General features: G+C 63.7%; 13 protein-coding genes and 1 tRNA gene. 11 read left to right on the plus strand and 3 right to left on the minus strand.

Annotated elements, in window-relative coordinates:
• Positions 1–75: 75 nt before the first annotated feature.
• Positions 76–1,383 carry a putative hydroxymethylpyrimidine transporter CytX gene (gene cytX / locus G3N59_RS21825; RefSeq protein WP_205984709.1) on the minus strand — a complete coding sequence of 436 codons (1,308 nt, stop codon included), beginning with the start codon at positions 1,381–1,383 and terminating at the stop codon, positions 76–78.
• Positions 1,384–1,613: 230 nt separating this feature from the next.
• Between cytX and G3N59_RS21830 the strand changes: the two genes are divergently transcribed.
• From G3N59_RS21830 to G3N59_RS21840, 3 genes are all read left to right on the plus strand, one after another.
• Entirely contained in the window at positions 1,614–2,945 is a 1,332-nt protein-coding gene (locus G3N59_RS21830; protein WP_205984710.1) for a replication-associated recombination protein A, read from the plus strand.
• A gap of 105 nt (positions 2,946–3,050) precedes the next feature.
• Complete coding sequence (serS, locus tag G3N59_RS21835) at positions 3,051–4,343, plus strand: serine--tRNA ligase (protein WP_205984711.1); 1,293 nt, start codon at positions 3,051–3,053, stop codon at positions 4,341–4,343.
• 154 nt (positions 4,344–4,497) lie between these two features.
• Positions 4,498–4,588: transfer RNA gene (locus G3N59_RS21840), tRNA-Ser, on the plus strand.
• A gap of 95 nt (positions 4,589–4,683) precedes the next feature.
• On the opposite strand, the gene G3N59_RS21845 is transcribed toward G3N59_RS21840, so the two are convergent.
• Positions 4,684–5,508 carry a hypothetical protein gene (locus G3N59_RS21845; RefSeq protein WP_241023716.1) on the minus strand — a complete coding sequence of 275 codons (825 nt, stop codon included), beginning with the start codon at positions 5,506–5,508 and terminating at the stop codon, positions 4,684–4,686.
• Positions 5,509–5,704: 196 nt separating this feature from the next.
• On the opposite strand from G3N59_RS21845, the gene map reads away from it, so the two are divergent.
• The 8 genes from map (at position 5,705) to G3N59_RS37345 (ending at position 11,885) form a co-directional block, all read left to right on the plus strand.
• Positions 5,705–6,490, plus strand: coding sequence for a type I methionyl aminopeptidase (gene map / locus G3N59_RS21850; protein ID WP_205984712.1), 786 nt, complete (start codon positions 5,705–5,707; stop codon positions 6,488–6,490).
• 172 nt (positions 6,491–6,662) lie between these two features.
• Positions 6,663–7,199: a GNAT family N-acetyltransferase gene (locus G3N59_RS21855; protein WP_205984713.1), complete on the plus strand. Its 537-nt coding sequence runs from the start codon at positions 6,663–6,665 to the stop codon at positions 7,197–7,199.
• A gap of 210 nt (positions 7,200–7,409) precedes the next feature.
• Entirely contained in the window at positions 7,410–8,252 is an 843-nt protein-coding gene (gene minC, locus G3N59_RS21860; protein ID WP_205984714.1) for a septum site-determining protein MinC, read from the plus strand.
• An 89-nt stretch (positions 8,253–8,341) separates the two neighbouring features.
• Positions 8,342–9,157, plus strand: coding sequence for a septum site-determining protein MinD (gene minD, locus G3N59_RS21865; protein ID WP_205984715.1), 816 nt, complete (start codon positions 8,342–8,344; stop codon positions 9,155–9,157).
• Between the two features lie 14 nt (positions 9,158–9,171).
• Entirely contained in the window at positions 9,172–9,426 is a 255-nt protein-coding gene (gene minE / locus G3N59_RS21870; RefSeq protein WP_205984716.1) for a cell division topological specificity factor MinE, read from the plus strand.
• Positions 9,427–9,653: 227 nt separating this feature from the next.
• Positions 9,654–9,971, plus strand: a complete 318-nt coding sequence (locus G3N59_RS21875) for a YXWGXW repeat-containing protein (protein ID WP_205984717.1) — start codon at positions 9,654–9,656, stop codon at positions 9,969–9,971.
• Positions 9,972–10,395: 424 nt separating this feature from the next.
• Entirely contained in the window at positions 10,396–11,400 is a 1,005-nt protein-coding gene (waaC, locus tag G3N59_RS21880; protein ID WP_205984718.1) for a lipopolysaccharide heptosyltransferase I, read from the plus strand.
• Between the two features lie 356 nt (positions 11,401–11,756).
• Entirely contained in the window at positions 11,757–11,885 is a 129-nt protein-coding gene (locus G3N59_RS37345) for a hypothetical protein (RefSeq protein WP_277397928.1), read from the plus strand.
• Between the two features lie 31 nt (positions 11,886–11,916).
• Here G3N59_RS37345 and G3N59_RS21885 read toward each other — a convergent pair whose 3' ends face one another.
• Entirely contained in the window at positions 11,917–12,096 is a 180-nt protein-coding gene (locus G3N59_RS21885) for a hypothetical protein (RefSeq protein ID WP_205984719.1), read from the minus strand.
• Positions 12,097–12,207 lie beyond the last annotated feature (111 nt).

Below are 12,207 nucleotides of genomic sequence, written 5' to 3' on the forward strand. Positions count from 1 at the left end.
AAGGCCTGAAAGCAAAAACGCCACGCTGGTTGTCTCAGCGTGGCGTTTTTTTATTGCGCTTTTAAAGCGTGCGCGTCAAGCGTAAGCCGCGCGGCTGCGCCCCGCGAGCACGAGATAGCAAAGCGCGCCGATCACGAGCGAAGGCAACGTCGCGCCCAGATTCGGCAGCCACTGGTTGAGCGCCTGATACGCGCCGAAGCCCACCACCCACGCGGCGAACGCGCTCACGTGCCAGCCGCCCGAGTAGCCGTAGACGCCGTTGATATCGGCGAGCGCCTGGGTGTCGATGCGGCGGCGGCGCACGATGAAGTGATCGGCGAGCACCACGCCAAACAGCGGCGCAAACACCGAGCCGATAAACAGCAGGAAGTTTTCGTACTTCGCCATCGGCACGATCAGGGCGATCAGCGTGCAGATCGCGCCGAACGCAGCCGAGAGAAACGGCACGCCCGCGCGCGTCCAGACCGTGCCGGTCGACACAGCCGCCGAGTGGATATCGGCGAAAGCGTTGTCGATTTCGTCGATCAGCACCAGCAGCAGCGCGAGGCCGCCACCGGCTTGCGCAAGCGCCGTGGTGAGCAGCGCATCGCCGCCACCGGCCGCGAGACCGTAGATCGCGCCCAGCGCGTAGAACCACAGATTCGCGATGCCATAGCCGAACAGCGTGCCGCGGAAGGTTTCGCCGGCTTTACGGCCGAAGCGCGTGTAATCGGCGATCAGCGGCAGCCACGAGAGCGGCATTGCCACCACGAGGTCGATGGCGCTGCCGAACGGCATATCGCCGGTGCCGGGGCGCTTCATCAGCGCACCGATGTCGTGCTGCGCCAGCAGGCTCCACGTGAGCCAGGCGGCGCCCGCGAGCAGCAGCCAGATGCCCCAGGTGCGCAGGAAGCGGCGCACGAACGAGAGCGGGCCGCTCACGGCCAGCAGCGTCGCCAGCACGCCGAAGATCACGGTCCAGACCAGCGGCATCGAGAGATTGAAGGCCTGTTTGGCGAGCGCATCGGCGGAATCGCGCATCACGATGATCTCGAACGAACCCCAGCCCACCAGCTGCACCATGTTGATGACGGCGGGCACCGAAGCGCCGCGAATGCCCAGCGTCGGGCGCAGCGAGGACATCGCCGCGAGACCCGTGTCCGTGCCGATCACGCCCGCGAGCGCGAGCAGCGCCACGCCGATCACGCTGCCGATGCCGATGGCGAGCAGCGCGTGCGGCAGCGACAGGCCCGGCACGAGCAGGGCGCCCGCCTGCGCGACCAGCAGGCCGATGCCGAGGGAGAACCAGAGCGCGAAGGCGTCGCCGGTGCGGAACTGGCGGCGCGCGTCGGGCACCGGCACATTGGGCGCGTAGGCCGAACCGGCTTGCGTGTTTTCAGTCATGGGAAAAGCTGTCCTCTGCGTTGTCTATATTGAATCTGTATTGAATTCGTATGGTGTGCGTAGGGTTCACGCAAAGTTCGAGCTGACCCCAGACATCGCGCGGCGGCGCGGACTGTCATAATGCACGACTACATCCGGCGCGGCGGGCCGTTTTCAGGGGCGCGAACAGCCTGTTCATGGCGCTGCCCAGACCCACCCGCCGGAAAAGCCGACATTATCGCGAAAACGACATGTTTGAAGAAACCCGTGGCAACGTTCCGCTCGCCGAACGGTTGCGTCCGCGCACCATCGACGAAGTCATCGGCCAGAAGCATCTGCTTGGGCCCAACAAGCCGCTGCGCGTCGCCTTCGAGTCGGGCGAGGCGCATTCGATGATCCTGTGGGGGCCGCCGGGCGTGGGCAAGACCACGCTCGCGCGCCTCATGGCCGACGCGTTCCACGCCGAATTCATCGCGCTTTCCGCCGTGCTGTCGGGCGTGAAGGATATCCGCGAGGCCGTCGAGCAGGCGCAGATGCACCGCGCGCACGGGCATCAGACGCTGGTGTTCGTCGACGAGGTGCATCGCTTCAACAAGAGCCAGCAGGACGCCTTCCTGCCGCACGTCGAGTCGGGCCTGTTCGTGTTTATCGGCGCGACTACGGAAAATCCGTCGTTCGAGGTGAACAGCGCCTTGCTCTCGCGCGCGGCGGTCTATGTGCTGCGCAGTCTCGACGAAGACGAGCAGGGCGAACTGCTCGCGCGCGCCGCGCAAGAACTGGGCGGCCTGACGTTCACCGACGAAGCGAAGGCCGCGCTGATCGGTTCCGCCGATGGCGACGGGCGCAAGCTGCTCAACAATCTGGAGATCGTCGCGCGTGCGGCGGCCCAGCAGAAAAAGACCGAAATCGACGGCGAACTGCTCGGCAGCGCGCTCGCCGAGAATCTGCGCCGCTTCGACAAAGGCGGCGACGCCTTCTACGACCAGATCAGCGCGCTGCATAAATCGGTGCGCGGCAGTAACCCGGACGGCGCGCTCTACTGGTTCTGCCGCATGCTCGACGGCGGCGCCGACCCGCGCTATCTGGCGCGCCGCATCGTGCGCATGGCGTGGGAAGACATCGGTCTGGCCGATCCGCGCGCGGCGCGCATCACGCTCGACGCTTCGGAAACCTACGAGCGGCTGGGCTCGCCCGAAGGCGAACTGGCGCTCGCGCAGGCCGTGATCTATCTGGCCGTCGCGCCCAAGTCGAACGCCGGCTACAACGCCTATAACGAGGCGCGTCGCTTTGTCGGCAAGGACCAGTCGCGCGCGGTGCCGATCCATCTGCGCAACGCGCCCACCAAACTCATGAAGGAACTGGGCTACGGCCACGAGTACCGCTACGCGCACGACGAACCGGACGCCTATGCCGCCGGCGAGACCTATATTCCCGATGGCATGCGCGAACCGAACTGGTATCGGCCCACGCCGCGCGGGCTCGAGGGCAAGATCGGCGAGAAGCTTGCGCGGCTGGCTGAGCTCGACGCGCAATGGCGCGAGGAGCATCGCGACGAAATCCGCGAGCGCAAGCGCAAAGGTTAGCGGCGGGCTGACGGCGGCAGCCTAAAACCGCCACGGCGCACGGGCCGCCCGCGCCGGTGCGCTAAAATCGACACTTCACACAACGAAACTGCGTCTCACAATCCCATGCTCGACATCCAGCTGCTGCGCAAAGACCTCGACGGCGTCGCCAAGCGCCTCGCCGACCGCGGCTACACCCTCGACGTCGCGGCTTTCTCCGCGCTCGAAGCGGAACGCCGTGACATCCAGACCCGCACCGAAGAACTCCAGGCACGCCGCAACAGCCTGTCGAAGCAGATCGGCGCGATGAAGGGCCGCGGCGAGGACACCTCGGCGGTCATGGCCGAAGTGGGCGGCATCGGCGACGAAATGAAGGCGTCGGCCGCCAAGCTCGACGAGATCCAGGCGAAGCTCTCGGATCTGCTGCTCGGCGTGCCGAACCTGCCGCACGAAAGCGTGCCGCTGGGCCGCGACGAATCCGGCAATGTAGAAGTGCGCCGCTGGGGCACGCCGCGCACGTTCGAATTCGAAGTGAAGGATCACGTCGATGTCGGCACGCCACTGGGTCTGGACTTCGAGACGGGCGCGAAGCTCTCGGGCGCGCGCTTCACGATGCTGCGCGGCCAGATCGCGCGCCTGCATCGTGCGCTCGCGCAGTTCATGATCGACACGCACACGCTCAATCACGGCTACACGGAAACCTACACGCCGTACATCGTGAACCCGGAAATCCTCTACGGCACGGGCCAACTGCCCAAGTTCGCCGAGGACATGTTCCGCGTGGAGAAGGGCGGCGCGGAAAACACCGTCACGCAATATCTGATCTCGACGTCGGAAATTTCGCTGACGAACACGGTGCGCGAAAGCATCGTCGAAGGCAACGCGCTGCCGATCAAGCTGACCGCGCATTCGCCGTGCTTCCGCTCGGAAGCGGGCTCGTATGGCCGCGACACGCGCGGCATGATCCGCCAGCATCAGTTCGACAAGGTCGAAATGGTGCAGATCACGTCGCCGGAAACGTCGTACAACGCGCTCGAAGAGATGGTCGTCCACGCCGAGACGATCCTCCAGAAGCTCGGCCTGCCGTATCGCCTGATGTCGCTGTGCACGGGCGACATGGGCTTCTCGGCCGCCAAGACCTACGACCTCGAAGTCTGGCTGCCGGCGCAGAACACGTATCGCGAAATCTCGAGCTGCTCGAATACCGAAGCGTTCCAGGCGCGCCGCATGCAGGCGCGCTTCCGCAACGCCCAGGGCAAGCCGGAACTCGTGCACACGCTCAACGGTTCGGGTCTGGCCGTGGGCCGCACGCTGGTGGCCGTGCTGGAGAACTATCAGGAAGCCGATGGCTCGATCACCGTGCCCGAAGTGCTGCGTCCGTATATGAACGGCGTGGCTCGCCTGTCGGTGGCTGGCTAAGGTTCGGATCGGTTGCGAAGGTTGCTGGAACAAGGATTGCGCAACCCTCGAAAATTTTTTCGAAAAAGGGCTTGCAAGATCTGATTTATGTTCTATAATCTTCGCTTCTCCGGTCGACGACCAAGACCGAAGAAGCAGTAACCAGCAGTACCCCGGAGAGGTGGCAGAGTGGTCGAATGTACCTGACTCGAAATCAGGCGTACGGTAACCCCGTACCGTGGGTTCGAATCCCACCCTCTCCGCCAAATTTAGAAAACCCCGTAAGCCGAAAGGCCTACGGGGTTTTTGCTTTTCAGCGCCTGTTTTCAGGCGCTTTTGCACGCATTGCATTCACGCGGCATCAGCCCGGCACATGTCCGCGCCGTTCCAGCGAACGCATGAAGGTGCCCGAAATCGCCGAGGCGCCGTGATGAACGATCTTCTCGTCGATCAGCGCCCACACGCTCATTCCGGCTGCCCGCACGCGCTGGCAGAACGACAGATCCTCCGAGAGATACACGCCTTTTTCGCCGACGGTGTCGAAGAACGCGTAGAAGCGCCCGTCGGGCAGATAGCCGGCGTATTGCGCAGGCGGCCGGTAAAGCTGCGTGAGCGGCGCCATCGCCTCCATGGCGTCGCGGCGAACGAGAAAAATACCCGTGCCGATGTGGTTCACCTCGACCCAGCCCTGATCGACGCTGCTATTGCCGTTCGCATCGGTGCGGATCGCCGTGTTGTAGTCCACGGTCTTTTCCTGCCACTCGCGCAGCGAGAGGCCCGCGTCGTCGGCGCTGATCTTCTTTTCCACGTCGAAGTAGCGATACGGGCAGGCGATGCCCGCTACCGGCTTGTCGCCGGCCAGCAGGCGCGGAATGGCCTCGCGCGAGAAGTCCATGTCGGTGTCGAGGAACAACACGTGCGTGAATTGCGGATGGCTCAGGAAATAGTTTGCAAAGAAGTTGCGCGCGCGGATGATGTGCGACGACGCCGTATGGATGTACTCGAAGCCGATGCCGCGCGCCTTGAAGGTTTCCATCAGGCCGGCCAGCGCCATGGCGAAGTCGAAGTGCACCGAGTTGTCGTAGGTCGGCAGCGCGATGAGGATGTTCAACGGCGCTTGAACCGGTGCGGCGATGCCGGCATCGGCGCTGGAAGAAAGGGGTAAGGAAGAGGGCGATTGGGTCATGATCTGGCGTTCTGCTCACGTCGTTGTAAGATATTTCCCATTCTTGTTGCCGGCTTGCGCCCAGACAATCGGACGTATCTGAATATTCGCGGTCCGGCCCGCGCGGGTCGCCCGGTACAATGGCGCCTTCGAGCGGCGCTCCCATGAATTCGCGGCGAGGCGCTACGCGCGCCGTCGCGCCCACTTTGGTTCTCAGATGGCTATCACCTACAAATCCGCCGACGACATCGAGCGTCTGCGCATTTCCGGCCGGCTTGCCGCCGATGTGCTCGCCATGATCGGCGAACACGTCAAGCCCGGCGTCTCCACCGACGATCTCGACGCAATCTGCAACGACTACATCGTCAAGACGCTCAAGGCGGTGCCCGCCAACGTCGGCTACCTCGGCTTTCCCAAGACGATCTGCACCTCGGTCAATTCCGTGGTCTGCCACGGCATTCCGAGCCGCAACGAGGTGCTCAAGGACGGCGACATCATCAACATCGACGTGGCCGTGATCAAGGACGGCTATTTCGGCGACACGAGCCGCATGTACGCGGTCGGCACGCCGAGCTCGGTGGGCCGTCAACTGATCGACACGACCTACGAGGCGATGCTCGCGGGCATCCGCGAAGTGAAGCCGGGCGCGACGCTCGGCGACGTTGGCCACGCGATCCAGAAGCGCGCGCAGGCCGACGGCTTTTCGATCGTGCGCGAGTACTGCGGCCACGGCATCGGCAAGGTCTATCACGAAGAGCCGCAGGTGCTGCACTACGGCCAGCCGGGGCAAGGCGTGCGCCTGAAGCCCGGCATGGTCTTCACGATCGAGCCGATGGTCAATGCGGGGCGTGCGGGCACGGCCGTGCAGCGCGACGGCTGGACCGTCGTGACGAAGGACCGCTCGCTGTCCGCGCAGTGGGAACACATGGTCGCCGTCACCGACGACGGCTACGAACTGCTCACGCCCTGGCCGGACGGCACGGGTGCGTACGAGGCTCCGTGAGTGACCTGAGCGGCGTGAGTGCCGCGATACAGCGGCCTGTGCGGCGCATCGACCAGTCTGTCAAGTCCTGCGCGCGCGGCGTGCAAGGAACTTTTTTGTCAAATAAGGATTTGACTCTCTGGCCAGTTCGGTTAAAGCTACGCGTTAGTGCTTTATTGGGGTTTACGACTGCATGAGTCCGTCACTGACCGTTCGCCGTATCGTTGCCGATCAGGGTGCCGTGCTCCGCGAGCTTCGAACTGCTTCGCTGCGCGACGCACCTTACGCGTTCGGCGACTCGCTCGAAGACGCCTTGTCTGCCGATGCAGCCGTCTTTGACGCCGCGGCCGCCCGTCATGCGGATTCGCATACCGCCACCACGTTCATCCTCTACACGGAAGGCCATCCGGCCGGCCTGATCGGCGCGAACTTCGAGAGCGCGCCTGCGCGCCGGGCGTTCGTGTTCGCGTTGTGGGTGGCGCCGGCGGTGCGGCATCTGCGTGGCGGCGAGCTGCTCGTCAATGCGGCCATCGACTGGCTCGCGAGCGAAAATGCCACCCAGGTCTATGCGTGGGTGACCGATACCAACATCACCGCGATGCGTTTCTACGAGCGTCTCGGCTTTGTCGCCACCGGCGACCACGCGCGCAGCGCGCAGACGCCCGAGCAATGGGAAACGCTGCTGATGCGCGATCTCGCCGGTGCAGCGCCGCGTGCTTCGGCACAGTAGGCGCGCGGCATTTTTTTCGCGCTGATTCCCGCTTTGCCTCGCCGGGTTTTGCTGCCCTGATGCGCGCACCGCGCGTCATGCGGCGGCTTCTCCTGGCGGTTCGCACGCTGTTCCTTCATCATTCCCTTCGCTGCAGCATTTTGCGCCATTAAAAATAATGGCCGTGCGCGTCGACGCCTGTAAAATACGCAAAATTTTTCGCCGATCGCCATGTCGCCCAAGAAATCGCCATATTTTGAACTGAAGAGCGGTTCAGTCGATACGCTCCTGTTCGTCGTCAAAACGACGGAACTCGATGCGATGCGCGCCGAACTCACGCGGCGCTTCGAGGCGACGCCGGAGTTCTTCGCCAATGACACGGTAGCCATCGACCTGCGCCGTCTCGCCGATGGCGAGCAGGTTGCGCTGGGCGACATCGCGCGCCTGCTCGAAAGCGTGCGCATGCGCCCGATAGGCGTGGTGGCTCATCCCGAACAGCATGGCTGGGCCGCGGAAGCGGGCCTGCCGTTTCTCGAAGCGCGCGACAAGCGCGTGACGGGCGGCGCGGCCAAAGCCGAAGCGCAGATCGAAGAGATCGCCTCCGACGCCGCTGGTAAGTCTACAGGCGCGCCCAGCGCCGCCACCCAACCCGAACTGTTCGACCAGGACGCACTCGAGCGCGTGCCGCAAGCCGGCAACGACGATGCCGACGCCGACACGCGCGGCGGCGCGCCGCGCGAAGCCACGCTGGTGGTCGACCGTCCGCTGCGTTCGGGCCAGCGCGTCTACGCGAAGGGCGATCTGGTGGTGCTCGGCATGGTGTCGAATGGCGCGGAAGTGATCGCCGAAGGCAACATCCATATTTATGCGCCGTTGCGTGGCCGCGCCCTCGCGGGTGTGCACGGCAACCACGACGCACGCATTTTTTGCACGAGCCTCGAAGCGGAACTGATTTCGATTGCGGGCATCTACCGTACCACTGAAGTTCCTCTCTCAGACGACGTGCGTGGCAAGCCGGCGCAGATCCGGCTCGACGAAGAAAAGCTGTTGATCGAACCGTTGAGGCTCACCTGAGTCGCCGCTGACGCGTCGCGAACTGCGCGCGCGTGCGAGCGGCACGCGATGAGACCAAACTGGGAAACTGACGAACGCAAGGTAAGGGAATGGCAAAAATCATTGTGGTGACTTCGGGCAAGGGTGGCGTTGGCAAAACGACCACGAGCGCGAGTTTCGCATCGGGCCTCGCGTTGCGTGGCCATAAGACCGCGGTCATCGACTTCGACGTCGGCCTGCGCAATCTCGACCTGATCATGGGTTGCGAGCGCCGCGTCGTGTACGACCTGATCAACGTGATCCAGGGTGAAGCGAACCTGAACCAGGCGCTCATCAAGGACAAGAAGTGCGAAAACCTCTTCATCCTGCCGGCCTCGCAGACGCGCGACAAAGACGCGCTGACGAAGGAAGGCGTGGAGAAGGTGATCGAAGACCTGCGCAAGATGGACTTCGAATACATCGTCTGCGATTCGCCGGCGGGTATCGAATCGGGCGCGATGCTGGCGATGCATTTCGCCGACGAAGCGCTGATCGTGACGAATCCGGAAGTGTCGTCGGTGCGCGACTCGGACCGCATTCTGGGCATGCTGTCGTCGAAGACCAAGCGCGCGATCGACGGCAAGGACCCGATCAAGGAACATCTGCTCATTACGCGCTACAGCCCGAAACGCGTGAACGAAGGCGAAATGCTTTCGCTCGCCGATATCTCGGAAATCCTGCGCATCGAGCTGATCGGCGTGATTCCGGAATCGGAAGCGGTGCTGCACGCATCGAACCAGGGCCTGCCCGCCGTTCATCTGGACGGCACCGACGTCGCTGAAGCCTATAAGGACGTCGTTGCGCGCTTTCTCGGCGAAGACAAGACGCTTCGCTTCACCGATTACCAGAAACCGGGGCTCCTGCAGCGCCTGTTCGGTAGCAAGTAAGGGAGGCGCACGTCATGTCGTTTCTTTCGTTTTTTATCGGCGAGAAGAAGAAGTCCGCCTCGGTAGCGAAGGAACGCCTGCAGCTCATCATCGCTCACGAGCGCGCAGGCGGTCATCCGCCCGCCGATTATCTGCCGGCCCTGCAACGCGAACTGGTTGCGGTGATCTCGAAGTACGTGAAGATCTCCGATGAAGACATCCGCGTGAGCCTGGAGCGTCAGGACGATCTCGAAGTGCTCGAGGTCAAGATCGAAATTCCGCAGGCCTGAGCCTCGCGGCGAGCGCGGCGCCGATGTTTCCGGTGCGCCGCGTTCCCACGCTGCGCGCGTTCCCGCCTTCGTTCGAAGGCGGGAACGCGCGCAGCATTCCTTACCTTACCGAAATATTCAGTTTCACTTGACCCGCAGCGGTTACACGGCCGTTGTCAGCCCAGGTGCGCGCTCGCGCATTGATCGGGTAACGCCACTCATGGCGTCCAACTCGAAGGGTGATCAACATGAATAATTCCATCCGCCTGCTGATTGCGAAGGCCGCTATCGTCGCTGCCGGCACGTGCGCTGTCGCCGCTCCCGCTTTCGCTGAAATCGTCGTGGTCGAGCCGAGCGCGCCGCCGCCCGTCGAGCGCGTCGAAGTCGTGCCCGCACCGCGTGTCGGCTATGCGTGGGACAAGGGCCACTGGCGCTGGGACCACGGCCGCTATGTGTGGATCGCCGGCCACTGGCAGGCCGAGCGCGTCGGCTATCACTGGGTACCGGGCCACTGGATCGCACACGGCCCGAACTGGCGCTGGGTCGAAGGGCACTGGGCCGCTTGAGTTCGAGATCGCTTGAGATCGCTTGAATCCGCTTGAGCGTGCATAAGCGGTTCCATCGGCAAGGAGAAACACCATGAGCAGAAAACTGCTCGCTGCGGCGGCGCTGGCCATCGTGCTGGCGGGTTGCGTCGTCGTTCCGGCGCGGCCGATGTACATGCGGCCCGCGCCCGTCGTGATCTATTGATTCTGGTGCAAGGCGCGCTGGCGTAGATCAGCCATGCCACACCCGGCCCGGCGCATGTTGGCGGTTCGAGCAATCGGCTGTCGACATGTCGCCGGGCTTTTTTTCGTTCTCGCCAAAGCGGGGTCCGATGAAATACGCAAACGTTCGCAGATTTCGCCTCTGACGGACGCCCCGGTCCGCTAAAATCTCGGGAAAAATGCCGGCAAATCATCGAAATCGGATCTCGCGGTCCGCAGCACAATGAAACGAGTTTTGATAGTCAAGGTGACCTCGCTTGGCGATGTCGTCGAGGCCCTTCCCGTCGTGGCCGATGTCCAGCGCAAATTCCCCGGCGCCAAGGTCGATTGGGCCGTGGACGACGCTTTCGCGGAGATCGTGCACTGGAATGCGGGGATCGACCGCGTGCTCTGCGCGCCGCTGCGCCGCTTCAAGAAGGCGCGCCGCTGGAGCGATTTCAAGGCGATCTGGGATTCGATCGCCGAACTGCGCGCCGAACGTTACGACGCCATCATCGATATTCATGGTGTCTACAAGAGCGCGATCATCGCCTTCATTGCGCGCGGCAAGCGGCGTTTTGGCTATCTCGCGCAGGATCTGGGCGAGCAGGGCGCGGCGTTCGCGTACAACGGCCGTTTCGGGCCGCGTCCGAAGTGCGATGCGTGGCTGGGCATGCGCATCAGCACGGGCGAGGCGCTCGGCTACACCATCGATACGCCGCCCGATTTCCAGATGCGCATTCCGCGCGACGGTAACGCGCTGCCCGCGCCCGATGCGCCTACCGCGCTGATCTTCCACGCGACGTCGAAGGAAGAGAAAAAATGGCCGGTCGAGCACTGGGGCGAGCTGTGCAATGAACTCGTCAAGCGCGGCCTGCGTATCGAGCTGCCGTGGGGCTCGGATGCCGAACACGAGACGGCGAAGCAGATCGCCGCGCTCGTGCCCGGCGCGACGATCCTGCCGCGTCTGAGCGTGACGCAGGTGGCGCAGCGCATCGAAGACAGCGCGCTCGTGGTGGGCACGGACACCGGCTTCGTGCATCTGGGCCACGCGCTGCTCAAGCCCACGGTGATGATCTTTATCGCGACCAACGCCGAGCATCTGGGCGTGCGCGCGCCCAACCGTTCGATTTCGATCGGCGACGGCCATCACGTGCCGCCGGTTTCCGTGGCGCTCGATGCGGTCGATCGCGTGTATCCCGCGCGTACCGGCGGCGACGCACAAGGACCGCTCGATTCGGTGCATTGATCGGCTCGAATCGCTATTCGTACGCCGAACGGCCCGCTCGTCTGATGCAGACGGCGGGCCGTTTTCGTTGGGCGCGAGCGATCTCTAAGTGCTTGCTCGTGCAGTCACTCGCGCCTTAACTCGCGCCGTAACTCGATTACGAAGTTGTTAAAAGTGTCGCCGTTGCGTGCAGCATGCGGCGTGAATAGCTCGTAGCGGCGGGCTGGCGCGCGCCGGCTGTAACACAGGCCACACTGCTGCTTACAAATTGCAACGCCTCAGGGGATCGCCGTCGTGTTCAATCTGAACTGTCCGCAGCCCGCAACGCCAATCACGGCCGGGCAGGACACCAGACATTGACTCGATGGGAGAACGAAGTGAAACGATTGACGCTTACCCTGATTGCGGGTGCAGTGCTTGCAGCGTCGCTGGCCGGATGCATCGTTGTTCCGGGCGGCCCCGGCTACTACGGCGGCGGCTATCACCACGGCTACTACTATCGATGAGCGCCTGCCGGGATGCGGCTGGCAATGACCGTTACGCCAGCAGCATCTCGACGGCGACGACCGCTGCGACAGCCGCGACGTTAGCCACCAGCGCTTCCAGCACCACGGCGCGCCAGGTGGTGGTGCGCAAACGGAAGGCGAGAAACAGGGAGATGCCCAGCGCAAGGGCGATCATCAGAACGACATCGGCATTGCTCAGATGCAGGTTCATCGTCGGCCTCCCGTGCGCAGATGCGCTGACCTCGTTGAATCGAGTATAGCCACGCCGCGCGCGCGTCCCTAGTGATCAAAAAGATCAAAAAAAAGCGGAGTCTGCCGATGC

The sequence above is a fragment of the Paraburkholderia sp. Ac-20340 genome (assembly GCF_017104965.1).
Classification (GTDB): domain Bacteria; phylum Pseudomonadota; class Gammaproteobacteria; order Burkholderiales; family Burkholderiaceae; genus Paraburkholderia.

Bases quoted from the DNA above. Each gene is read 5' to 3' on its own strand.
- minE (WP_205984716.1), top strand. From the start codon at position 9,172: ATGTCGTTTCTTTCGTTTTTTATCGGCGAGAAGAAGAAGTCCGCCTCG.
- minC (WP_205984714.1), top strand. From the start codon at position 7,410: ATGTCGCCCAAGAAATCGCCATATTTTGAACTGAAGAGCGGTTCAGTC.
- minD (WP_205984715.1), top strand. From the start codon at position 8,342: ATGGCAAAAATCATTGTGGTGACTTCGGGCAAGGGTGGCGTTGGCAAA.
- waaC (WP_205984718.1), top strand. From the start codon at position 10,396: ATGAAACGAGTTTTGATAGTCAAGGTGACCTCGCTTGGCGATGTCGTC.
- serS (WP_205984711.1), top strand. From the start codon at position 3,051: ATGCTCGACATCCAGCTGCTGCGCAAAGACCTCGACGGCGTCGCCAAG.
- G3N59_RS21885 (WP_205984719.1), bottom strand. From the start codon at position 12,096: ATGAACCTGCATCTGAGCAATGCCGATGTCGTTCTGATGATCGCCCTT.
- G3N59_RS21875 (WP_205984717.1), top strand. From the start codon at position 9,654: ATGAATAATTCCATCCGCCTGCTGATTGCGAAGGCCGCTATCGTCGCT.
- map (WP_205984712.1), top strand. From the start codon at position 5,705: ATGGCTATCACCTACAAATCCGCCGACGACATCGAGCGTCTGCGCATT.
- G3N59_RS21855 (WP_205984713.1), top strand. From the start codon at position 6,663: ATGAGTCCGTCACTGACCGTTCGCCGTATCGTTGCCGATCAGGGTGCC.
- G3N59_RS21830 (WP_205984710.1), top strand. From the start codon at position 1,614: ATGTTTGAAGAAACCCGTGGCAACGTTCCGCTCGCCGAACGGTTGCGT.
- cytX (WP_205984709.1), bottom strand. From the start codon at position 1,383: ATGACTGAAAACACGCAAGCCGGTTCGGCCTACGCGCCCAATGTGCCG.
- G3N59_RS21845 (WP_241023716.1), bottom strand. From the start codon at position 5,508: ATGACCCAATCGCCCTCTTCCTTACCCCTTTCTTCCAGCGCCGATGCC.